Origin of the sequence: Streptomyces sp. SM18, from assembly GCF_002910775.2 — a bacterium.
In the GTDB taxonomy this organism is placed as follows: Bacteria; Actinomycetota; Actinomycetes; order Streptomycetales; family Streptomycetaceae; genus Streptomyces; species Streptomyces halstedii.
Genome location: NZ_CP029342.1, coordinates 5,411,541 through 5,432,987 on the forward strand (window position 1 = coordinate 5,411,541; position 21,447 = coordinate 5,432,987).

Consider the following 21,447-nt stretch of genomic DNA (forward strand, 5'->3'; position numbering starts at 1 on the left):
AACGCCCCCACGGCAAACGGACGTTCCGGTCCTCCGGTGGGGCGCCCGACATCCACGGGCGGAGGTTCGGCCTCAGGAACAACCGGACGCGGGGGTGGGGGGAGTCAATCTCCCACCGCCGGTCGTTCGGGTGTGACGGGCGGTAGGCCGGTGACAGGAGGAGGCCACGCGGGTAGAACGGGCACATCGGGCCCGCCCGCAGGCCGGGCGAACGGCATCATGGGCGGGACCCCTCAGCGCGCCACGTCGGGTTCAGGTACGCCCGGGGGAGCTCGTGGCGGCTCGCGCGGCCCGGTCATCGGTGGCGGAGCGACGCAGCCGGGTGGTACGACCGGTGGCGCCGGCCGAAGGGGAGTGATCGGAGGCGGCACACCGAACAGTGCCCCCCGTCCCGGCGGGAAGGGCACGTCCAGTACCAACGGAGTCGTGGGTAAGCCGCGTGGCGGCGCTCCCGGCCCCGGTGCGGGCTCACGAGGCTTCACCGCCGGTGGCGCAGGTCTCGTACGCGGCCCCGCGGGCCGACGGGAGTCCGACGACGAGGACCAGGACGAGGGCACGTCGCGTCCGGACTATCTGACGGAGGACAGAGAGACGTGGGAGGCCGGACGGCGTGAAGCTGCACCCCCGGTGATCGAGTAGGTACAGGGAAGGTTCGGAAGTCAGGATGACAGCAGGAATGAGCCAGACCTGGAAGCGTCGCGCCGCCCTTGGGTCGCGAGGGCGGCTGCTCGGAACGGTGGCGGTGGCGGCTGCTTGGACCGTGGGAATGGCTGGGGCGGCTCCCTCCGCGGTTGCCATGGATGTGCAGTCGAAGCAGTGGTACCTCAGCGCGATGCACGCCGAGGAGATGTGGGCGATCACCACAGGCGAAGGCATCAGCGTTGCTGTCATCGATACCGGCGTCAACGCATCGACTCCGTCCCTGAAAGGCCAGGTTCTGAAGGGATTTGACGCCACAGGCGCCGAAGGGGACGAGCACGACGATTACAGTGGCCACGGCACCACCATGGCCGAGCTGATTGCCGGGACCGGAAAGGGCGGGGGCTTGCGAGGCCTGGCCCCTGGAGCGAAGATCATTCCGATGCGCATCACGGACACTGAATTCCAGAATGAGCACTCGGTGAATGCGTACGACGCTGAGGACGCAATCCGGGCTGCTGCTGATAGTGATGCGCAGATCATCAGCATGTCGTTCGGTAGTGAGTTCTCGGCGGCCAAAGAACGCGAGGCGGCGAAATATGCCTTGAGTAAGGGGAAGCTGTTCTTCGCCTCTGTGGGTAATGAAGCTGAGCAGGGCAACAAGGCGAATTATCCTGCGGCTTATCCAGAAGTCATCGGCGTTGCCGCTACCGATCGGCAGGGCAAGGCATCCAAGACGTCTCAGCATGGTGACTTCGTGGACATCGCCGCACCGGGTGATGATCTCCCGTCCTGGTGTGACCAGAAATTCGAGCAATACTGCCAGGGAAACGGCGGAACCAGCGCCGCCACCGCCATCACCGCAGCCTCCGCCGCCCTGATCTGGTCCGCGCACCCCGACTGGACCGCCAACCAGGTCCTCAAAGTCCTCTTCGACACCGCCGGGAAGTCGGCCGACTGGGAGAAGGGCACCGTCAGCAACTACCTCGGCCACGGCATCATCCGTCCCGCCGTCAACATCCTGAAGGGCACCGGGGATCCGGGTCCCGCCGACATCAGCCCCCTCACCCAGGAGCAGACGTCCGGGTCTCCCGCCTCGGCCACTCCGTCTGCATCAGCTTCGTCACAGCCTGAGAAGAAGGAAAAGGCTTCCGACGCCGCCATGGCAGGCTCCAGCACGGAGAAGGACGACGGCGGTCACCTGGGCCTGATCGTCGGCGGAGCCGCAGCGGTGGTCCTGCTCGGAGGCGGAGCGTTCGTCTACGCCCGGAAGCGTCGCACCGCCTGACCGGCCACACCGTCCGACCGCCCGCACCGACCGTAGTTCCCCCTACGTACCGTATCCACCGGCACGAAGCCGGACGGACAAGAGCAACAGGAAGGAAGCCAGCATCATGGCAGCACCAGATCAGAAGCTCGCAGATGACGCTCTCATCAGGCTGGAGAACGAGCTCTCCACGCGTTTCGACTCCGTGAAGGCCCAGTTGGGCAAGCTGCAGGCCACCATCGACAGCCTGGAAGGCGCCTGGCAGGGCATCGGTGCCAACGCCTTCAACACGAAGCAGGCCGACATCAACCTGAGGATGGGGAACATCGCCACGCGACTCGCCAACTTCCAGGAAGCGATGAAGGCGGCGCGGACCATCAAGGGCAACAACGAGGACGACATCCGGCAGGCGCTCCAGGGCGTGGACGTCGTCGACGGCTACTCCACGGGTTCGGAAGCCAAGACCTCGGCCATCAACTACCTCTGATCTCATTGCGGCCGTACGACGTACGAGCCGGCAACACGACCTGACTGACCTTCACGGGAGGACCGTATGCCGAACAACGACGGGACGATGGTTGTCACCTACGCGAGCCTGGACCTCGCCGCCGGTGACATCGAGCTCCAGAGCAAGCAGCTCAAGGACGACCTCGCGGCCATCAAGGCCAAGATCGCCAGTGTCTCCGAGCTGTGGGTGGGCGAGGCCAAGGAGGCCTACGACGCCGCCCAGGCCGGCTGGGACCGCGACGCCACGGGGATCCACACCGCGCTGAGCGACATCTCCCGCAGGGTGCGTGAGGCCTCCGCCACCTACCAGGCGGGCGACAAGCGCGCGCGGGCCAACTTCGAGTAGAACGCGCCAGGAACACAGCCGACACAAGCCGATACAGGCCGGCACAGGTCAGGGTGGGCACGCACGGGAGGTGCCCACCCTGACCTGTGCCATGAGCGAGGCCGGACCGCACCCGGGCCATAGCCGGACCGCACCCGGGCCGTCGGCCGAGCCCCCGGCCGGCCGGGAAGCGCGGCCGAGCAGCCAGGCGAACCCCGTCCCACCAACGCCCCGCCCCACCGACGACCGGCCGCCGCCCGTCCCTACCGTTCCCCGTCCATGAGCCCCGACTGCACCAGCGGGTTCCCCCGGCGCCGTGTGACGAGGATGCCCCGCCCCGGCGGCATCGGCCGCGGCCGTACGTTGCCGAGGATGTCCCCCTCGATCGGGTCGCCCGAGAGCACCATCCCCTGCGCGCCCAGCTCCATGACCCGCTGCATGAACGGCTCGTACAGGGACCGGCCGGCCCCCGCCGAGCTGCGGGCGATGATGAAGCGGACACCGACGTCCCGCGCGAAGGGCAGCATCTCCGTCAGCTTGGCCAGCGGATTCCCGCTGGAGGTCGACACCAGGTCGTAGTCGTCCACGACCACGAACACCATCGGCCCGCTCCACCAGCTGCGGTCGCGCAACTCCCGCGCCGTGACGTCCGGCGACGGCGTACGGCGCTTCATCAGGTCGTACATGGCGTCGACGTGGTGCTCCATGTTGTTGGACATGGGCACGTACTCCGCGAGGTGCGTCGCGGGCGTGACGTCCAGGAGCGCCCGCCGGTTGTCGATGACGAAGAACTTGCAGGCGTTGCCCTCGTACCGTTCGGTCAGCTGCTTGATGATCAGCCGCAGCAGGTTGGACTTCCCGGACTCGCTCTCGCCGAACACCAGGAAGAACGGGTCGCGTTCGAAGTCCAGGAAGACCGGTTCCAGGTTGTTCTCGTCGATACCGAAGGCGATGCCCCGCTCCGGCTGCGCGTATCCGGCGGGCAGCTCGTGGACCGGGAGCGCGCGCGGCAGCAGACGGACCGCCGGGGCGGGTGCCGCCGTCCAGTGGCGGGCGACCTCCTGGTTCATGGCCGCCGTGGCCTCGGAGAGGTCGCTGTCGGAGTTGATGCCGTCGATGCGCGGTACCGCCGCCATGAAGTGCAGCTTCTCCGGGGTGAGGCCCCGGCCGGGCACCCCCGGGGGCACGTTGACCGCGGCCTTGCGGTCCAGCTCGGAGTCCATGACGTCGCCGAGCCGCAGTTCGAGCCGGTTCATCAGGTGGTCCTTGAGGTTGGCCCGGACCTCCATGGAGCGCGACGCCGTGACGATCAGGTGGATGCCGTACCCCAGGCCGCGCGCCGCGACCTCCACGGCGGCCGGCTCCAGGCCCTCGTACTCCGTACGGAAGTTGCCCCACCCGTCGATGACCAGGAAGACGTCACCCCACGGCTGGTCCGCCACCGAGATCTCACCCCGCGCCCGCATCCTGCGGAAGGTGGCGATCGAGTCGATGCCCGCGCTGCGGAAGTACTCCTCACGGCGCGCCAGGATCCCGTACACCTCGGAGACCGTGCGCCGTACCCGCTCGGGGTCGAGCCGGGAGGCGATCCCGCCGACGTGCGGCAGGCCGGAGACCGACGCCATGCCGCCGCCACCGAAGTCGAGCCCGTAGAACTGGACCTCCTCGGGCGTGTGGGTGAGGGCGAAGCCCGCGATGAGGGTGCGCAGCAGCGTGGACTTCCCCGACTGCGGGCCACCGGTGATCTGCATATGGCCCGCCGCACCGGAGAAGTCCCGGTAGAGCGTGTCGCGCCGCTGCTCGTACGGCTTGTCGACCACGCCCAGCGGCACGACCAGGCGTCCCGCGCCCTCGAAGCCGGGCTGGGTCAGCCCGCGGCCCTCGACCGGCGCGAGTCCCGGCAGGAGCTCGTCGAACGACGGCGGGTTGTCCAGCGGAGGCAGCCACACCTGGTGCGCGGAGGCGCCACGCCCCTCCAGCCGGCGCACGATCACGTCGAGCACGGTGTCCGCCAGCGCGTCGTCCTCCGAGGCGCGGGCCTCGGGCACGGAGCCCGTCGCCTGGGGGCCGGGCCGCACGTACCGCACCGGTACCGGGGCCGCCGTGAACAGCACCGGCCGACGGTCCACCGGCAGCGGCCCGGACGACACGGACGGCTCGGCGCCCGAGCGGTACACGCCGGAGACGTAGGCGGCCTTGAACCGCACCATCTCGTCCGTGCCGTACTTCAGATAGCCGGAACCGGGGACGTTGGGCAGGTGGTAGGCGTCGGGCACACCGAGCGCCGCCCGCGACTCGCCCGCGGAGAACGTACGCAGACCGATCCGGTACGACAGATAGGTCTCCAGCCCGCGCAGCCGCCCCTCCTCCAGGCGCTGGGAGGCCAGCAGCAGATGGACGCCCAGCGAACGGCCGATGCGTCCGATCTGCACGAACATCTCGATGAAGTCGGGCTTGGCCGTCAGCAGTTCGCTGAACTCGTCGATGACCAGGACCAGGGAGGGGATGGGCTGGAGCGGTGCGCCCGCGGCGCGCGCCTTCTCGTAGTCGTGGATGTTGGCGTAGTTGCCCGCGTCGCGCAGCATCTCCTGGCGGCGGTTGAGCTCACCGCTGATGGAGTCACCCATGCGGTCGACCAGCGTCAGGTCGTCCGCGAGGTTGGTGATCACCGCCGCCACGTGGGGCATCTGCGCCATACCGGCGAACGTCGCACCGCCCTTGAAGTCCGCGAGGACGAAGTTGAGCGTCTCCGAGGTGTGGGTGACGGCGAGACCCAGGACGAGCGTGCGCAGCAGTTCGGACTTGCCGGAACCGGTGGCCCCGACGCACAGACCGTGCGGCCCCATCCCCTCCTGCGCCGCCTCCTTGAGGTCCAGCATCACCGGGCTGCCGTCCTCGCCGACGCCGATCGGGACGCGCAGCCGTTCGGCCTGTGAGCGGGCCCGCCAGGTCCGGCTGACGTCGACCGACGCCGCGTCGCCGAGGTTCAGCAGATCGGTGAACTCCAGGTTGGCCAGGAGGGGTTCGTCGTCGTCGCCGCCCGAGGCCATGTGCAGGGGCGCCAGTTGGCGGGCGAGCGCTTCGGCGGCCTCGTAACCGAGCAGGTCGGGCACACCGTCGTAGACGAGCCCCTGCCCGGACTCCAGCTGGAGCGACTTCGGGTCCACCACGACGGACAGCCCGCCGCGTCCCCCGGTGACCTCGCCCGGCACGACCTCGACGACCGTGACGCCCTGGAGGCCCTCGGCCGCGGCGAGCGCCGAGACCGGTGACACCGACTGCCCGTCGAGGACGACGACCACATGGGGCTGGTCCAGGAGGGGCTGACCGCCGGGCTGGAAGCGGGGGCGGCCTTCGAGGCGGCCGGCGAGCATCTCCTCCAGCTCCGCCGTGTCGGTGGTGATCAGACGGCGGCTGCCCGCGCCGTCGGCGGAGCGCGGCACCTGGACGTGGGGGAGCCACTTCGTCCACTCCCAGTGCGCGGCCGCGTCCCGGCCGGCCGCGACGGCGACGACCAGGTCCTCGGGGGAGTGCAGCGAGGTGAGCGCGCCGACCATCGCCCGTGCCGTGGAACGTACGGACTGCGCCTCGCCGCTGATCGTCAGGTGGTAGAAGGCGCGCAGCGAGACGGCCATCGGCAGCCCGTCCAGCGTGCCGTGGGTGGTCAGGAACTGCTGCATCGCCCCCGCGGTCAGCGGCTCCAGCTCGTCGACGGGAGCGGTGTCGGGCGCGACGAGCGGCGTGGCGAGTTCCTGACTGCCCAGGCCGATCCGCACGTGCGCGAAGTCCGCGTCACCGACGCGGCGTTCCCACACCCGGCTGCCCTCGGCGACGAGCGCCCACAGCTGGTCGGGGGCCGGATGCAGGTAGAACTGCGCGTCACGCTGGCCGCGGGCCGTCCGCAGCACGGCGCGCCGGGTCTGCGTGAGGTACTTCAGATAGTCGCGCCGCATGTCCGCGAGCTGGCCCTGGGTGCCGCGCCGGAAGCGGACCATCATCGCGACGGCCATGGCCACCGTCGAGGCGATCATGATCATGCCCATGATCCGCATGATCGGGTTCGGCGTCATGAAGAAGAAGACGACCGAACCGCCCATACCGAGCATGGGCAGGAGCTGCATCATCACCCCCTCCTGCTGGCCGCGGGGCAGCTCCGGCGGAGGTTGCAACTGCACCTGCTCGCTCGGAACTTCGGAGGGGAAGGCCCGCGGTGGGCGCTTGACGACGATCTGGCTCACAGCTCACCAATTCCCTTGCCGGACGGAACTGTTCCTATCGGCGCCCCCGTGGCGACGGGTCCCGTCCGCGGGAGGATCCTACTGGCGTGGGACGGGACCCGAGGGCGGTAGGGTGTCGCGACGCGTGTACGCATCCGCTAACTACCGCAGAAAAACGGGTCATTCGGGACGCCGTCCACGAGGCCGTGGCCCCGGGGTGCGTTCAGGAGTTCCAGCAGAACCATGAGGGGGAGCAGCCCGTGAGTACGACGGCCCAAACGGCGGCTACCGGATCGGCTCGGCCGGGTCCCGGAGTTCCGGCCGGCAACGCGACCGGATTCTGCCGGGTCACGGTCGTCGCGCCCGACAGCCGCGTCGACGTGGCACTGCCCGAGGACATCGCCGTCGCCGACCTCTACCCGGAGATCCTCCGGCTGTCGGGCCAGAGCCCCGCCGAGGGCGCCCCGGTCGGCTACCACCTGGTACGCCGGGACGGCACCGTCCTGGACAGCGGACGCACCCTGGCCGGCCAGCGCATCCTCGACGGCGAACTGCTGTCCCTGCGGCCCTTCTCCGAGTCGCTGCCCCCCGCCGTCTTCGACGACGTCTCCGACGCCGTCGCCAGCGCGGTCGCCCGGGACCGCACTCTCTGGGACGACGGCGTCATGCGGTCGGCCGGTCTCTTCGGCGGTTCGGTCCTCCTGGTCCTGCTCGGCTTCGTGCTGTGGACCTCCGACCTCCGGCACGACATGCACGGGCTGCCGGGCATCCTGGCCGCCGTGGCCACCGTCCTGCTCCTCGCGCTCGCCTGCGTACGCGCGCGGGTGTACGACGACAGGGGCTCGTCCATCGCGCTGGGCATCGGCGTACTCGCGAACGCGGCGGTCGCCGGCTCCGGACTCCTGCCCTTCGGCGCGGGTCAGGGCGTCGGCAGGCTCCAGTTCCTCCTCGCCTGCGCGGCCGTGCTGGTGGCGGCCGTGATCCTCATGATCGCGGCTCCCGAGGGTGACGGCACCTTCGTCGCCTTCGTGTTCGCCTCCGCCATCGGCGTACTGGTGACCTTCGTCGCGATCATGACCGGGATGGAACCGGCCGAGACCGCCGCCGTGTGCGCCCCCCTCTCCGTGGGGCTCCTCGCCTTCCTGCCCGGACTCTCCACCCGCTTCGCCCGCCTGCCCATCGGCTTCGAGCCGCCCCGCACCACCGTGGGCGACTACGGCACGTCCGACCCCGCCCCCCAGGGCCCGGTCGACGCGGACCGGATCGCCGCCCAGGCGCGGCGCGGCCACGAACTGCTCGTCGGGCTGGTCGGCGGATGCGCGCTGGTGGCCGTGGGGGCCGCCGCCGTCCTCGGCTTCTCGGAGAGTGTCTGGGGCCAGCTCCTGGCGCTCGCCACCGGGACCGCGATGCTGATGCGCGCCCACCTGTTCCGCTACACGGCCCAGGTCGGATGCGCCCTCGCGGCGGGCCTCGGCGCGCTGATCCTCCTCGGCCTGGGGCTGTCCCTCAACCCGCCGGCCGCCCTGGTGCACTCCGCCCTCAAGGGGGACACCGCCGGGCTCGACATCCGTACGATCTGGCTCACCGCGGCCGTCGCGGGCATCGCCGCGCTGATCACCGCCATCGGACTGATCGTGCCGCGCAAGGGCGTCACCCCGTTCTGGGGACGCTTCCTGGAGATCGCCGAGGGCTTCGTCCTCCTGACGCTGCTGCCGCTGTGCCTCGCGGTCTTCGACGTCTACCACTCGATCCGGGCGCTCACCAGCTGACACCACTCGATCCGGGCGCCCGCCCGCCGGCCCCGGGGCCCGCGGGCGAGCGGGCTCCGGGCGACTGGTACGCTGTGTAACGGCCGTTTGTGTACGCGCCTCCGGATCATCTGGGGACTGCGCTCATCGGACCTTCGCCTCCGAGTCACGGAAGCACCCCTGAGAACCAGACCAGGGGCACTCGTGGGCGCATCGAACACCAAGAGGAGTACGCGTGCCGCTCGACGCCGCTACGAAGAAGCAGATCATGGCCGAGTTCGCTCAGAAGGAGGGCGACACCGGTTCCCCCGAGGTTCAGGTGGCGATGCTCTCCCGCCGGATCTCGGACCTGACGGAGCACCTCAAGACGCACAAGCACGACCACCACTCCCGTCGTGGTCTGCTGATCCTGGTCGGCCAGCGCCGCCGCCTTCTGCAGTACCTGGCCAAGAAGGACATCCAGCGCTTCCGCGCGCTCGTCGACCGCCTCGGCATCCGCCGCGGTGCGGCCGGCGGCGTCAAGTAGAAACGCTGTGAGAGGGAGCGGTTCCCCCGGACTCAGGGGGCCGCTCCCTTTGCTGTACGTGCGGGACCGGGCTCAGGCTCAGTAACCTGGACGCAGAAGGACAGTACGAGGAGAGGCGCCCCACGGCCGCCGCCGGTCCTCGGTAGTGGCCCCCGGGCGACGCCCGGGAGCTTCGATCGAAGACCGGCCCGCACACACGGTGCGCTTCTCCGCACCGTCCTCCGCCACACGGGCGGCAGGACGAAAGACGACGAGTATGGAGAATCCACTAGTGGAGAACGAGACCCACTACGCCGAAGCCGTGATCGACAACGGCACCTTCGGCACCCGCACCATCCGCTTCGAGACGGGCCGCCTCGCCAAGCAGGCCGCCGGTTCCGCCGTGGCGTACCTGGACGACGACACCATGGTGCTGTCGGCCACCACCGCTTCCAAGCGGCCCAAGGACCAGCTCGACTTCTTCCCCCTCACGGTGGACGTCGAGGAGCGGCAGTACGCGGCCGGCAAGATCCCCGGCTCCTTCTTCCGCCGCGAGGGCCGGCCCTCCGAGGACGCTATCCTCACCTGCCGCCTGATCGACCGGCCGCTGCGCCCCTCCTTCAAGAAGGGCCTGCGCAACGAGATCCAGATCGTCGAGACGATCATGGCGCTCAACCCCGACCACCTGTACGACGTGGTCGCGATCAACGCCGCCTCCGCTTCCACGATCCTGGCGGGCCTGCCCTTCTCCGGCCCGATCGGCGCCACCCGCGTCGCCCTGATCAAGGGCCAGTGGGTCGCCTTCCCGACGCACACCGAGCTCGAGGACGCCGTCTTCGACATGGTCGTCGCCGGTCGCGTCCTGGAGGACGGCGACGTCGCGATCATGATGGTCGAGGCCGAGGCCACCGAGAAGACCATCCAGCTCGTCAAGGACGGCGCCGAGGCCCCGACCGAAGAGGTCGTCGCCGCCGGTCTGGAAGCCGCGAAGCCCTTCATCAAGGCGCTCTGCAAGGCCCAGTCCGACCTCGCCGCCAAGGCCGCCAAGCCCACCGGCGAGTTCCCGGTCTTCCTCGACTACCAGGACGACGTCCTGGAGGCGCTCACCTCCGCCGTCAGCACCGAGCTCGCCAAGGCGCTCACCATCGCCGGCAAGCAGGAGCGCGAGGCCGAGCTGGACCGCATCAAGGAGATCGCCGCCGAGAAGCTGCTCCCGGCCTTCGAGGGCCGCGAGAAGGAGATCTCCGGTGCCTACCGCGCGCTGACCAAGAAGCTGGTCCGCGAGCGCGTCATCAAGGACAAGGTCCGCATCGACGGCCGCGGCGTCACGGACATCCGTACGCTCGCCGCCGAGGTCGAGGCCATCCCGCGCGTGCACGGTTCCGCGCTGTTCGAGCGTGGCGAGACCCAGATCCTGGGCGTCACCACCCTCAACATGCTCCGCATGGAGCAGCAGCTGGACACCCTCTCCCCGGTGACCCGCAAGCGCTACATGCACAACTACAACTTCCCGCCCTACTCCGTGGGCGAGACCGGCCGCGTGGGCTCGCCCAAGCGCCGCGAGATCGGCCACGGCGCGCTCGCCGAGCGCGCCATCGTGCCGGTCCTGCCCTCGCGCGAGGAGTTCCCCTACGCGATCCGCCAGGTCTCCGAGGCGCTGGGCTCCAACGGCTCGACGTCCATGGGCTCGGTCTGCGCCTCCACCATGTCCCTGCTGAACGCCGGTGTGCCCCTCAAGGCCGCCGTCGCCGGCATCGCCATGGGCCTGATCTCCCAGGAGATCGACGGCAAGACCCACTACGTCGCCCTCACCGACATCCTCGGTGCGGAGGACGCCTTCGGCGACATGGACTTCAAGGTCGCCGGCACCAAGCAGTTCGTGACCGCGCTCCAGCTCGACACCAAGCTCGACGGCATCCCCGCCTCGGTCCTGGCCGCCGCGCTGAAGCAGGCCCGTGACGCCCGTCTGCACATCCTGGACGTCATGAACGAGGCCATCGACGTCCCGGACGAGATGTCCCCCAACGCCCCGCGGATCATCACCGTCAAGATCCCCGTGGACAAGATCGGTGAGGTCATCGGCCCCAAGGGCAAGATGATCAACCAGATCCAGGAGGACACCGGCGCCGACATCACGATCGAGGACGACGGCACCATCTACATCGGTGCCCAGCAGGGCTCGCAGGCCGAGGCCGCCCGCGCCACGATCAACGCGATCGCCAACCCGACCATGCCCGAGGTCGGTGAGCGCTACCTGGGTACGGTCGTCAAGACCACCACCTTCGGCGCGTTCGTCTCCCTGATGCCCGGCAAGGACGGTCTGCTGCACATCTCGCAGATCCGCAAGCTCGCCGGCGGCAAGCGCGTCGAGAACGTCGAGGACGTCCTCGGCGTCGGCGCCAAGGTCCAGGTCGAGATCGCGGAGATCGACTCCCGCGGCAAGCTCTCCCTCGTCCCCGTGGTCGAGGGCGCTGAATCCGACAGCGGCTCCGCCGCAGGGTCCGAGAAGAAGGACGACGCCTCCAAGTGACGTCCCGTAGTTCCGCGACGACGGCCCGCCCCTCCACCGGGGGGCGGGCCGTCGCCCGTACCCAAACGCTTCTCCAGGGCACCAACGGCATCGGCACCGTCCGCCGCACGGTCCTGCCCGGCGGGCTCCGTGTCGTCACCGAGACCCTGCCCTCCGTCCGCTCCGCCACCTTCGGGATCTGGGCCAACGTCGGATCACGCGACGAGACCCCCGCCCTGAACGGCGCGACGCACTACCTCGAACACCTCCTCTTCAAGGGCACCGACAAGCGCAGCGCCCTCGACATCTCCTCCGCCATCGACGCGGTCGGCGGCGAGATGAACGCCTTCACGGCGAAGGAGTACACCTGCTACTACGCGCGGGTCCTGGACACCGACCTGCCGCTGGCCATCGACGTCGTCTGCGACATGCTGACCGGCTCACTGATCACCCCCGAGGACGTCGACGCCGAGCGCGGCGTGATCCTGGAGGAGATCGCCATGACGGAGGACGACCCGGGCGACTGCGTGCACGACCTGTTCGCGCACACCATGCTCGGCGACACCCCGCTGGGCCGCCCCGTCCTCGGCACCGTCGACACGATCAACGCGCTGAACCGCGGCCAGATCGCCCGCTTCTACAAGAAGCACTACGACCCCACCCACCTGGTCGTCGCGGCCGCGGGCAACGTCGACCACGCCAAGGTCGTACGCCAGGTCCGCCGCGCCTTCGAGCGGGCCGGCGCGCTGAACCGCACCGACGCCGTCCCGACCGCCCCGCGCGAAGGATCCCGCGCCCTGCGCACCGCGGGCCGGGTGGACCTGCTCGGCCGCAAGACCGAGCAGGCCCACGTCGTGCTCGGGATGCCGGGCCTGGCCAGGACCGACGAGCGCCGCTGGGCCCTCGGCGTCCTGAACACCGCGCTCGGCGGCGGCATGAGCTCCCGCCTCTTCCAGGAGGTACGGGAGAAGCGCGGCCTGGCCTACAGCGTCTACTCGTACACCTCCGGCTTCGCCGACTGCGGGCTCTTCGGCGTCTACGCGGGCTGCCGGCCCAGCCAGGTACACGACGTCCTGGGGATCTGCCGCGAAGAGCTCGACCGTGTCGCCCGCCACGGCCTGGACGACGAGGAGATCAGCCGGGCCGTCGGCCAGCTCGCCGGCTCCACCGTGCTCGGCCTGGAGGACACCGGCGCGCTGATGAACCGGATCGGCAAGAGCGAGCTGTGCTGGGGCGAGCAGATGTCGGTCGACGACATGCTGGCGAAGATCGCGGCGGTCACCCCCGACGAGGTCCGCGCCGTCGCGGCCGACCTGCTCGGACACCGGCCCTCGCTCTCGGTCATCGGGCCGCTCAAGGACAAGCAGGCGGACCGCCTCCACCAGGCCGTCTCCTAACTCCCCAGAAGGAAAGAGCACATGAGCAAGCTGCGCGTGGCCGTTCTCGGCGCCAAGGGCCGCATCGGTTCCGAGGCGGTACGAGCCGTCGAGGCCGCCGACGACATGGAGCTGGTGGCCGCGCTGGGCCGCGGCGACCGGCTGGAGACCCTGGCCGACACCGGCGCCCAGGTGGTCGTCGAGCTCACCACCCCCGCGTCCGTGATGGACAACCTGGACTTCTGCGTCCGGCACGGCATCCACGCGGTCGTCGGCACCACCGGATGGACCGACGAACGGCTCGCGCGGCTGGACACCTGGCTCTCCGCCTCCCCGGGGACCGGGGTGCTCATCGCGCCGAACTTCTCCATCGGCGCGGTCCTGACCATGGCGTTCGCCCAGACAGCCGCCCGCTACTTCGAGTCGGTCGAGGTCATCGAACTCCACCACCCGAACAAGGTGGACGCCCCCTCCGGCACCGCCGCACGCACCGCCCAGCTCATCGCGGCGGCCCGTGCGGAGGCCGGCCGCGCACCCCAGCCGGACGCCACCACCACGGCGCTCGACGGGGCGCGCGGCGCGGACGTCGACGGCATCCCGGTGCACTCGGTCCGGCTCCGCGGCCTCCTCGCCCACCAGGAGGTCCTGCTCGGCGGCGAGGGCGAGACCCTCACCATCCGCCACGACTCCCTGCACCACAGCAGCTTCATGCCGGGCATCCTGCTCGGTACCCGCCGTGTGGTCACCACGCCCGGCCTCACCTTCGGGCTGGAACACTTCCTCGACCTGAACTGACGGGGTCCACCCCATGCGCGCAAAGCTCACCTACGCCGTCACCGCGGCCGTCCTGGTCTTCTACTTCGTCCTGGCCGGCAGCCGCGGCGTGCTGCTCATCCGGCACGGCACCCTGCTCACCGTCACCTTCGGCGTCGCCGTGCTGATCCTGCCGGTGATCGGGCTCTGGTTCCTCTGGAAGAACACCCAGTTCGTCCGCAGGGCCAACGCGCTCGCCGCCGAACTGGACGCCGAGGGCGGTCTGCCCGTCGACGAACTGGCCCGCACCCCCTCCGGACGCATCGACCGGGCCTCCGCCGACGCCGTCTTCGCACGCCGCCGCGAAGAGACCGAGGACCGCCCGGACGACTGGCGGTGCTGGTTCCGGCTGGCCGTCGCCTACCAGGACGCCAGGGACACCCCGCGGGCCCGCAAGGCGATGCAGCGCGCCATCGCCCTGCACGCGAACAAGCCGGTACGCGCCTGAGCGGCGCCGTACCGGCTTGTTCCACGGGACGTCCGGCGGTCAGCCGACGCGGTACTCCGCACCCCAGGCCTCGATCGTGTCAGCGGCACGCTCGAAGGCCTCGGCACGGGCCAGGAAGTCCGCGTCGTGGTCCGTGACCAGCGGCAACTGCTCGCCGCTCCCGCGCGCCACGACCAGCGCCTGGCCCTGGACGGTGCGCGGCAGGCCGAGCCACTTCACCGGCTGCTGCACGGTGCGCAGCGCCGTGGCCCTGCGCCACGGCACCGTCGTCGTACGGAAGAAGCCCACGCGGCGGACTCCGTGCCGGCTGACCCAGGCACCGACCCGCAGCAGCCGCAGGGCGCAGACGATCACCACGACGGCCAGCGCGAAGCAGGTGCCGCCGGCGGACGCCGACCCCGCGAACGCGATGATCATCGCCGCCAGGAGCACGAAGGACGCGAGCAGCAGCAGGGCTGCCGCCGCGGCGACCCGCCACGGGCCGGGGCGGTAGGGCCGCCTCCAGCTGTCGTGGTCGTCGAAGGGCAACGCGGTGTCCTCCGCGATCGCGTCGAATGCGCGGTCGGCCGTCAGGAAGGGCAGGGGCACGACTGATCCTCACTCACAAGCACGCTCGATTGCTGTGCCCGGTGAGGCTACCGATGAGCCCCCCGGTCGACCACCCCAGGGGGCCCGTACGGGTCAGCGCTGCTGGGACGCCTCGGACCGCTGGCTGTGCGAGGGGCTCTGGTCGGCGGAGAGGGCAGGCACGCCGAAGAGCAACGATCCGGCGAATCCCGCGACCAGGGTCAGGCCCACGAGGGAGCGGCCGGCCAGCTGGGAGACGCTGGCACGCTCGCGGGGCGGCGGGGTGACATTGCTGCGGAACCGCTCGGCCTCGGCGACGAACGAGAACGGGACGGACTCACGCCGGCGGAACATGAGGAAACTCTCCTTGAACTCTGTGACGGGTGCTGCTATTGAGTCAGACGTACGGGAGACCCGATCGGTGCCCCGAATCGCCGAACAGGACGAAGAAATCCTGCGGACGGCTGCCCCACGCCTGCCCGGACGCCTCGGACAGATGCCCGGTCCGGCCGGTGGGAGGGGCGGGGCCCCTGCGGCCGTAGAGTGGACGGCGCCCGTGCGACGCCATTGGAAGGACCCCGCCGGTGACCGACACCCCCGAGCCCACGAAGGCCCACTTCCGCAGCGATGTCACCGTTGACCTGGTGAAATCGGCTGCCGCCGACTCCGACGTGCTCTTCGCGGCCCGCGTGTCCACGGCCGGCGAGCAGTCCCTGGAGGAGGTCACCAAGGACCCCGAGCGCTCGAAGGGACTCATCAACTTCCTGATGAGGGACCGGCACGGAAGCCCGTTCGAGCACAACTCGATGACCTTCTTCATCAGCGCCCCGATCTTCGTCTTCCGCGAGTTCATGCGGCACCGCGTCGGATGGTCGTACAACGAGGAATCAGGCCGTTACAGGGAGCTGGAACCGGTCTTCTACACCCCGGGGGAGTCCCGCAAGCTCATCCAGCGGGGCCGCCCCGGCAAGTACGAGTTCGTCGAGGGGACCCCGGAGCAGCACGCGCTCACCAGCCGTGTGATGGAGGACTCCTACCGGCAGGCGTACGACGCCTACCAGGAGATGCTGGCCGCGGGCGTCGCCCGGGAGGTGGCCCGCGCCGTCCTGCCGGTCGGCCTGTTCTCCACCATGTACGCCACGTGCAACGCCCGTTCGCTCATGCACTTCCTCGGCCTGCGGACCCAGCACGAACTGGCCAAGGTGCCCTCCTTCCCGCAGCGCGAGATCGAGATGGTCGGCGAACAGATGGAGCAGCACTGGGCAGGGCTTATGCCGCTGACTCATGCCGCCTTCAACAAAAACGGACGGGTCGCCCCGTAAGCGGTGTCCGTATTGCGGCGTTTCATGAAGTTCATCTAGGCTGATCAAACGGGCCCGGCACTGCTTGAACCCCCGAGCAGGCAGTGCCGGGCTCTTCGTCTCCCGTCCCCCGAGGGGGCACGGCGCTCCGAGCAACGAGTAGCGTGTTACCCATGGCTCCGATCTCCACTCCGCAGACCCCCTTCGGGCGGGTCCTCACCGCTATGGTCACGCCCTTCACGGCGGACGGCGCTCTCGACCTCGACGGCGCCCAGCGGCTCGCCACCCATCTGGTGGACGCAGGCAACGACGGCCTGATCGTCAACGGCACCACCGGCGAGTCCCCGACCACCGGCGACGCGGAGAAAGAGCAGCTCGTACGGGCGGTGCTCGAAGCGGTAGGAGACCGGGCACACGTCGTCGCCGGGATCGGCACCAACGACACCCGGCACAGCATCGAACTGGCCCGCACGGCCGAGCGCGCCGGCGCCCACGGCCTCCTCGCGGTCACCCCGTACTACAACAAGCCCCCGCAGGAAGGCCTCCTGCGGCACTTCGGCGCCATCGCCGACTCCACCGGGCTCCCGGTCATGCTGTACGACATCCCCGGCCGCAGCGGCGTGCCGATCGACACGGAGACGCTCGTACGGCTCGCCGAGCACCCCCGCATCGTCGCCAACAAGGACGCCAAGGGAGACCTGGGGCGCGCCAGCTGGGCCATCGCCCAGTCGGGCCTCGCCTGGTACTCCGGCGACGACATGCTGAACCTCCCGCTGCTGTCGGTCGGGGCCGTCGGCTTCGTCTCCGTAGTCGGCCACGTCGTCACCCCCGACCTGCGCGCGCTCATCGAGGCGTTCCGCGGCGGGGACGTGCAGAAGGCCACCGAGATCCACCAGAAGCTGCTCCCGGTCTTCACCGGCATGTTCCGCACCCAGGGTGTGATCACCACCAAGGCCGCCCTCACCCTTCAGGGCCTGCCCGCGGGCCCGCTGCGCCTGCCTCTGGTGGAACTCTCCGCCCAGGAGACGGCCCAGCTCAAGATCGATCTCGCGGCCGGCGGGGTACAGCTGTAACCACTGACTTCACAACTGAATACGCGAGGACACTCGCACGGAAACATCATCCGACAACAGCAAGTGCACGAATGACACGCGCGCCACGTGCCCTCCGCGGTACGTGGCGCGCGTGGGTAAGGAGAGTCTTTTGAGTCATCCGCATCCTGAACTCGGTACCCCGCCGAAGCTCCCGAAGGGCGGTCTGCGGGTCACCCCGCTCGGCGGCCTGGGGGAGATCGGCCGCAACATGACGGTCTTCGAATACGGCGGCCGTCTGCTCATCGTCGACTGCGGTGTGCTCTTCCCCGAGGAGGAGCAGCCCGGCATCGACCTGATCCTTCCGGACTTCACCACGATCCGGGACCGCCTGGACGACGTCGAGGGCATCGTCCTCACGCACGGCCACGAGGACCACATCGGCGGTGTCCCCTACCTGCTCCGGCTGAAGCCGGACATCCCGCTCATCGGCTCCAAGCTGACCCTCGCGCTCATCGAGGCCAAGCTCCAGGAGCACCGCATCCGCCCGTACACCCTGGAGGTGGCCGAGGGGCAGCGGGAGCGCATCGGTGTCTTCGACTGCGAGTTCATCGCGGTCAACCACTCCATCCCGGACGCGCTCGCGGTCGCCATCCGCACGCCTGCGGGCATGGCCGTCGCCACCGGCGACTTCAAGATGGACCAGCTCCCGCTGGACGGCCGTCTCACCGACCTGCACGCCTTCGCGCGGCTGAGCGAGGAGGGCATCGACCTGCTGCTCTCCGACTCGACCAATGCCGAGGTCCCCGGCTTCGTGCCGCCGGAGCGGGACATCTCCAACGTGCTGCGCACGGTCTTCGCGAACGCGCAGAAGCGCATCATCGTGGCCAGTTTCGCCAGCCACGTGCACCGCATCCAGCAGATCCTGGACGCCGCCCACGAGTACGGACGGCGCGTCGCCTTCGTGGGGCGCTCCATGGTCCGCAACATGGGCATCGCCCGTGACCTGGGCTACCTGCGGGTTCCCGCGGGGCTGGTGGTGGACGTCAAGACGCTCGACGACCTGCCGGACGACGAGGTCGTCCTGGTCTGCACGGGCTCCCAGGGCGAGCCGATGGCGGCCCTGTCCCGGATGGCCAACCGCGACCACCAGATCCGGATCGTCCCGGGTGACACGGTGATCCTGGCGTCGTCGCTCATCCCGGGCAACGAGAACGCGGTCTACCGCGTGATCAACGGCCTGACCCGGTGGGGCGCGAACGTCGTCCACAAGGGCAACGCCAAGGTCCACGTCTCGGGCCACGCCTCGGCCGGCGAGCTGCTGTACTTCTACAACATCTGCAAGCCCAAGAACCTGATGCCGGTCCACGGCGAGTGGCGTCACCTGCGGGCCAACGCCGAACTCGGCGCGCTGACCGGTGTGCCCAAGGACCACATCGTCATCGCCGAGGACGGCGTGGTCGTCGACCTGATCGACGGCAAGGCGAAGATCGTCGGCAAGGTGCAGGCCGGCTATGTGTACGTCGACGGGCTCTCGGTAGGCGACGTCACGGAGACCCACCTCAAGGACCGCCGCATCCTCGGCGACGAGGGGATCATCTCGGTCTTCATCGTGGTGGACAGCTCGTCCGGCAAGATCGTGGGCGGGCCGCACATCCAGGCCCGCGGCTCGGGCATCGACGACGGCGCGTTCACCGCGGTGGTGCCCAAGGTCGAGGACGCCCTCAACAAGTCGGCGCAGGACGGCGTGATGGAGCCGCACCAGCTCCAGCAGCTCGTCCGCCGCACGGTGGGCAAGTGGGTCTCGGACACCTACCGCCGGCGCCCGATGATCCTTCCGGTGGTCGTCGAGGTCTGACCGACAGGCCGTGACCAGGGGCGGGGCACCTCGATTTGCATCGGGGTGCCCCGCTCCAGTAGGTTTCAGGTTCCGCCTGAACGGGAAGCACCGCGCACAGTCATGTGTGCAGGGCGCTCCCTCACCGGGTTGGGAATTCCGACGCAGAATCTCTGATAACGTCGGGCCCGCCGAAAGGCAGCCGAAAGGCAAAGGCCGATCCACAGGCCATCGGATTCAGTATGCGAACCGGAAACGGAACGGATAAAGAGTCTGGTAAGGTTGGAACCGCCGGAAAGGGAAACGCGAAAGCGAAGAACTGGAAAGCGGAACATGCGGGACCCGCTTCGACCGGGAATCGGACACGAAAGAGTCTGATAGAGTCGGAAACGCAAGAACGAAGGGAAGCGCCCGGAGGGCCCCGGTGAAACGGGACCGAAGGAAGCGTCCGTTCCTTGAGAACTCAACAGCGTGCCAAAAGTCAACGCCAGATATGTTGATACCCCGGCCTGCTTCGGCAGGTTGGTGGTTCCTTTGAAAAGACCTGCCCGGTCCCTTCGGGGGTGCGGGTAGGCGAAACACAGCGAGGACGCTGTGAACGACCGGTCTTATTCCGACCTGGTCGTTCCGCTCTCGTGGTGTTCATCCCGATTACGGGAAAACATTCACGGAGAGTTTGATCCTGGCTCAGGACGAACGCTGGCGGCGTGCTTAACACATGCAAGTCGAACGATGAAGCCTTTCGGGGTGGATTAGTGGCGAACGGGTGAGTAACACGTGGGCAATCTGCCCTTCACTCTGGGACAAGCCCTGGAAACGGGGTCTAATACCGGATAACACTCTGTCCCGCATGGGACGGGGTTAAAAGCTCCGGCGGTGAAGGATGAGCCCGCGGCCTATCAGCTTGTTGGTGGGGTGATGGCCTACCAAGGCGACGACGGGTAGCCGGCCTGAGAGGGCGACCGGCCACACTGGGACTGAGACACGGCCCAGACTCCTACGGGAGGCAGCAGTGGGGAATATTGCACAATGGGCGAAAGCCTGATGCAGCGACGCCGCGTGAGGGATGACGGCCTTCGGGTTGTAAACCTCTTTCAGCAGGGAAGAAGCGAAAGTGACGGTACCTGCAGAAGAAGCGCCGGCTAACTACGTGCCAGCAGCCGCGGTAATACGTAGGGCGCAAGCGTTGTCCGGAATTATTGGGCGTAAAGAGCTCGTAGGCGGCTTGTCACGTCGGATGTGAAAGCCCGGGGCTTAACCCCGGGTCTGCATTCGATACGGGCTAGCTAGAGTGTGGTAGGGGAGATCGGAATTCCTGGTGTAGCGGTGAAATGCGCAGATATCAGGAGGAACACCGGTGGCGAAGGCGGATCTCTGGGCCATTACTGACGCTGAGGAGCGAAAGCGTGGGGAGCGAACAGGATTAGATACCCTGGTAGTCCACGCCGTAAACGTTGGGAACTAGGTGTTGGCGACATTCCACGTCGTCGGTGCCGCAGCTAACGCATTAAGTTCCCCGCCTGGGGAGTACGGCCGCAAGGCTAAAACTCAAAGGAATTGACGGGGGCCCGCACAAGCAGCGGAGCATGTGGCTTAATTCGACGCAACGCGAAGAACCTTACCAAGGCTTGACATATACCGGAAAGCATCAGAGATGGTGCCCCCCTTGTGGTCGGTATACAGGTGGTGCATGGCTGTCGTCAGCTCGTGTCGTGAGATGTTGGGTTAAGTCCCGCAACGAGCGCAACCCTTGTTCTGTGTTGCCAGCATGCCCTTCGGGGTGATGGGGACTCACAGGAGACTGCCGGGGTCAACTCGGAGGAAGGTGGGGACGACGTCAAGTCATCATGCCCCTTATGTCTTGGGCTGCACACGTGCTACAATGGCCGGTACAATGAGCTGCGATGTCGCAAGGCGGAGCGAATCTCAAAAAGCCGGTCTCAGTTCGGATTGGGGTCTGCAACTCGACCCCATGAAGTCGGAGTTGCTAGTAATCGCAGATCAGCATTGCTGCGGTGAATACGTTCCCGGGCCTTGTACACACCGCCCGTCACGTCACGAAAGTCGGTAACACCCGAAGCCGGTGGCCCAACCCCTTGTGGGAGGGAGCTGTCGAAGGTGGGACTGGCGATTGGGACGAAGTCGTAACAAGGTAGCCGTACCGGAAGGTGCGGCTGGATCACCTCCTTTCTAAGGAGCATTTCTTACCCGGCTTCGGTTGGGTCAGAGGCCAGTACACCGGCGAATGTTCGGTGCTGGTTGCTCATGGGTGGAACGTTGACTACTCGGCACGGTGGACACGGTTTTGTGAGTACTGCTTCGGCGTGGAAAACGGGATCGGGTTGATCGGGTCGGGC

Annotated in this window: 15 protein-coding genes and 1 rRNA gene; 13 read left to right on the top strand and 3 right to left on the bottom strand. The window is 68.6% G+C overall.

From position 1 onward, the window contains the following. Nucleotides 1–664: 664 nt before the first annotated feature. The 3 genes from B9S64_RS24540 (at nucleotide 665) to B9S64_RS24550 (ending at nucleotide 2,759) form a co-directional block, all read left to right on the top strand. Nucleotides 665–1,927 (top strand): S8 family serine peptidase, encoded by a 1,263-nt coding sequence (locus B9S64_RS24540; protein WP_103491281.1) that lies wholly within the window; start codon nucleotides 665–667, stop codon nucleotides 1,925–1,927. 106 nt (nucleotides 1,928–2,033) lie between these two features. Further along, nucleotides 2,034–2,393 (top strand): WXG100 family type VII secretion target, encoded by a 360-nt coding sequence (locus B9S64_RS24545; protein WP_103491280.1) that lies wholly within the window; start codon nucleotides 2,034–2,036, stop codon nucleotides 2,391–2,393. Between the two features lie 66 nt (nucleotides 2,394–2,459). After that, complete coding sequence (locus B9S64_RS24550; protein WP_028443541.1) at nucleotides 2,460–2,759, top strand: WXG100 family type VII secretion target; 300 nt, start codon at nucleotides 2,460–2,462, stop codon at nucleotides 2,757–2,759. Between the two features lie 242 nt (nucleotides 2,760–3,001). Here B9S64_RS24550 and eccCa read toward each other — a convergent pair whose 3' ends face one another. Continuing rightward, nucleotides 3,002–6,976 carry a type VII secretion protein EccCa gene (eccCa, locus tag B9S64_RS24555; RefSeq protein ID WP_103491279.1) on the bottom strand — a complete coding sequence of 1,325 codons (3,975 nt, stop codon included), beginning with the start codon at nucleotides 6,974–6,976 and terminating at the stop codon, nucleotides 3,002–3,004. Between the two features lie 239 nt (nucleotides 6,977–7,215). Here eccCa and eccD point away from each other — a divergent pair, with 239 nt between their 5' ends. From eccD to B9S64_RS24585, 6 genes are all read left to right on the top strand, one after another. Continuing rightward, nucleotides 7,216–8,724, top strand: a complete 1,509-nt coding sequence (eccD, locus tag B9S64_RS24560) for a type VII secretion integral membrane protein EccD (protein WP_103491278.1) — start codon at nucleotides 7,216–7,218, stop codon at nucleotides 8,722–8,724. Between the two features lie 214 nt (nucleotides 8,725–8,938). Then, the gene (gene rpsO, locus B9S64_RS24565) at nucleotides 8,939–9,229 is read left to right on the top strand and encodes a 30S ribosomal protein S15 (protein WP_028443538.1); all 291 of its coding nucleotides are present in this window, start codon (nucleotides 8,939–8,941) and stop codon (nucleotides 9,227–9,229) included. 271 nt (nucleotides 9,230–9,500) lie between these two features. After that, on the top strand, nucleotides 9,501–11,738 hold the full coding sequence (locus tag B9S64_RS24570; protein WP_103491277.1) for a polyribonucleotide nucleotidyltransferase: 2,238 nt from the start codon (nucleotides 9,501–9,503) through the stop codon (nucleotides 11,736–11,738). Further along, nucleotides 11,735–13,114, top strand: a complete 1,380-nt coding sequence (locus B9S64_RS24575; RefSeq protein WP_103491276.1) for a pitrilysin family protein — start codon at nucleotides 11,735–11,737, stop codon at nucleotides 13,112–13,114. The genes B9S64_RS24570 and B9S64_RS24575 overlap by 4 nt, the downstream gene beginning before the upstream one ends. 21 nt (nucleotides 13,115–13,135) lie before the next feature. Further along, nucleotides 13,136–13,888, top strand: coding sequence for a 4-hydroxy-tetrahydrodipicolinate reductase (gene dapB / locus B9S64_RS24580; protein ID WP_103491275.1), 753 nt, complete (start codon nucleotides 13,136–13,138; stop codon nucleotides 13,886–13,888). A 13-nt stretch (nucleotides 13,889–13,901) separates the two neighbouring features. Beyond that, nucleotides 13,902–14,354, top strand: coding sequence for a hypothetical protein (locus B9S64_RS24585; RefSeq protein ID WP_103491274.1), 453 nt, complete (start codon nucleotides 13,902–13,904; stop codon nucleotides 14,352–14,354). Nucleotides 14,355–14,393: 39 nt separating this feature from the next. On the opposite strand, the gene B9S64_RS24590 is transcribed toward B9S64_RS24585, so the two are convergent. Both B9S64_RS24590 and B9S64_RS24595 read right to left on the bottom strand, forming a co-directional pair. Continuing rightward, nucleotides 14,394–14,942, bottom strand: coding sequence for a hypothetical protein (locus tag B9S64_RS24590; RefSeq protein WP_103491273.1), 549 nt, complete (start codon nucleotides 14,940–14,942; stop codon nucleotides 14,394–14,396). Between the two features lie 93 nt (nucleotides 14,943–15,035). Continuing rightward, nucleotides 15,036–15,275, bottom strand: a complete 240-nt coding sequence (locus B9S64_RS24595; RefSeq protein ID WP_103491272.1) for a hypothetical protein — start codon at nucleotides 15,273–15,275, stop codon at nucleotides 15,036–15,038. A 230-nt stretch (nucleotides 15,276–15,505) separates the two neighbouring features. On the opposite strand from B9S64_RS24595, the gene thyX reads away from it, so the two are divergent. The 4 genes from thyX (at nucleotide 15,506) to B9S64_RS24620 (ending at nucleotide 21,280) form a co-directional block, all read left to right on the top strand. After that, the gene (thyX, locus tag B9S64_RS24600) at nucleotides 15,506–16,243 is read left to right on the top strand and encodes an FAD-dependent thymidylate synthase (protein WP_103491271.1); all 738 of its coding nucleotides are present in this window, start codon (nucleotides 15,506–15,508) and stop codon (nucleotides 16,241–16,243) included. A 152-nt stretch (nucleotides 16,244–16,395) separates the two neighbouring features. Further along, the gene (dapA, locus tag B9S64_RS24605) at nucleotides 16,396–17,295 is read left to right on the top strand and encodes a 4-hydroxy-tetrahydrodipicolinate synthase (protein ID WP_103491270.1); all 900 of its coding nucleotides are present in this window, start codon (nucleotides 16,396–16,398) and stop codon (nucleotides 17,293–17,295) included. A gap of 130 nt (nucleotides 17,296–17,425) precedes the next feature. Beyond that, nucleotides 17,426–19,111, top strand: coding sequence for a ribonuclease J (locus B9S64_RS24610; RefSeq protein ID WP_028443529.1), 1,686 nt, complete (start codon nucleotides 17,426–17,428; stop codon nucleotides 19,109–19,111). 643 nt (nucleotides 19,112–19,754) lie between these two features. Beyond that, nucleotides 19,755–21,280: ribosomal RNA gene (locus tag B9S64_RS24620) — 16S ribosomal RNA — on the top strand. Nucleotides 21,281–21,447 lie beyond the last annotated feature (167 nt).

What these genes read in the sequence shown, in the direction of transcription:
- B9S64_RS24545 (WP_103491280.1), top strand. Translation starts at nt 2,034, where the DNA reads ATGGCAGCACCAGATCAGAAGCTCGCAGATGACGCTCTCATCAGGCTG.
- B9S64_RS24585 (WP_103491274.1), top strand. Translation starts at nt 13,902, where the DNA reads ATGCGCGCAAAGCTCACCTACGCCGTCACCGCGGCCGTCCTGGTCTTC.
- B9S64_RS24550 (WP_028443541.1), top strand. Translation starts at nt 2,460, where the DNA reads ATGCCGAACAACGACGGGACGATGGTTGTCACCTACGCGAGCCTGGAC.
- dapB (WP_103491275.1), top strand. Translation starts at nt 13,136, where the DNA reads ATGAGCAAGCTGCGCGTGGCCGTTCTCGGCGCCAAGGGCCGCATCGGT.
- dapA (WP_103491270.1), top strand. Translation starts at nt 16,396, where the DNA reads ATGGCTCCGATCTCCACTCCGCAGACCCCCTTCGGGCGGGTCCTCACC.
- B9S64_RS24595 (WP_103491272.1), bottom strand. Translation starts at nt 15,275, where the DNA reads ATGTTCCGCCGGCGTGAGTCCGTCCCGTTCTCGTTCGTCGCCGAGGCC.
- B9S64_RS24540 (WP_103491281.1), top strand. Translation starts at nt 665, where the DNA reads ATGACAGCAGGAATGAGCCAGACCTGGAAGCGTCGCGCCGCCCTTGGG.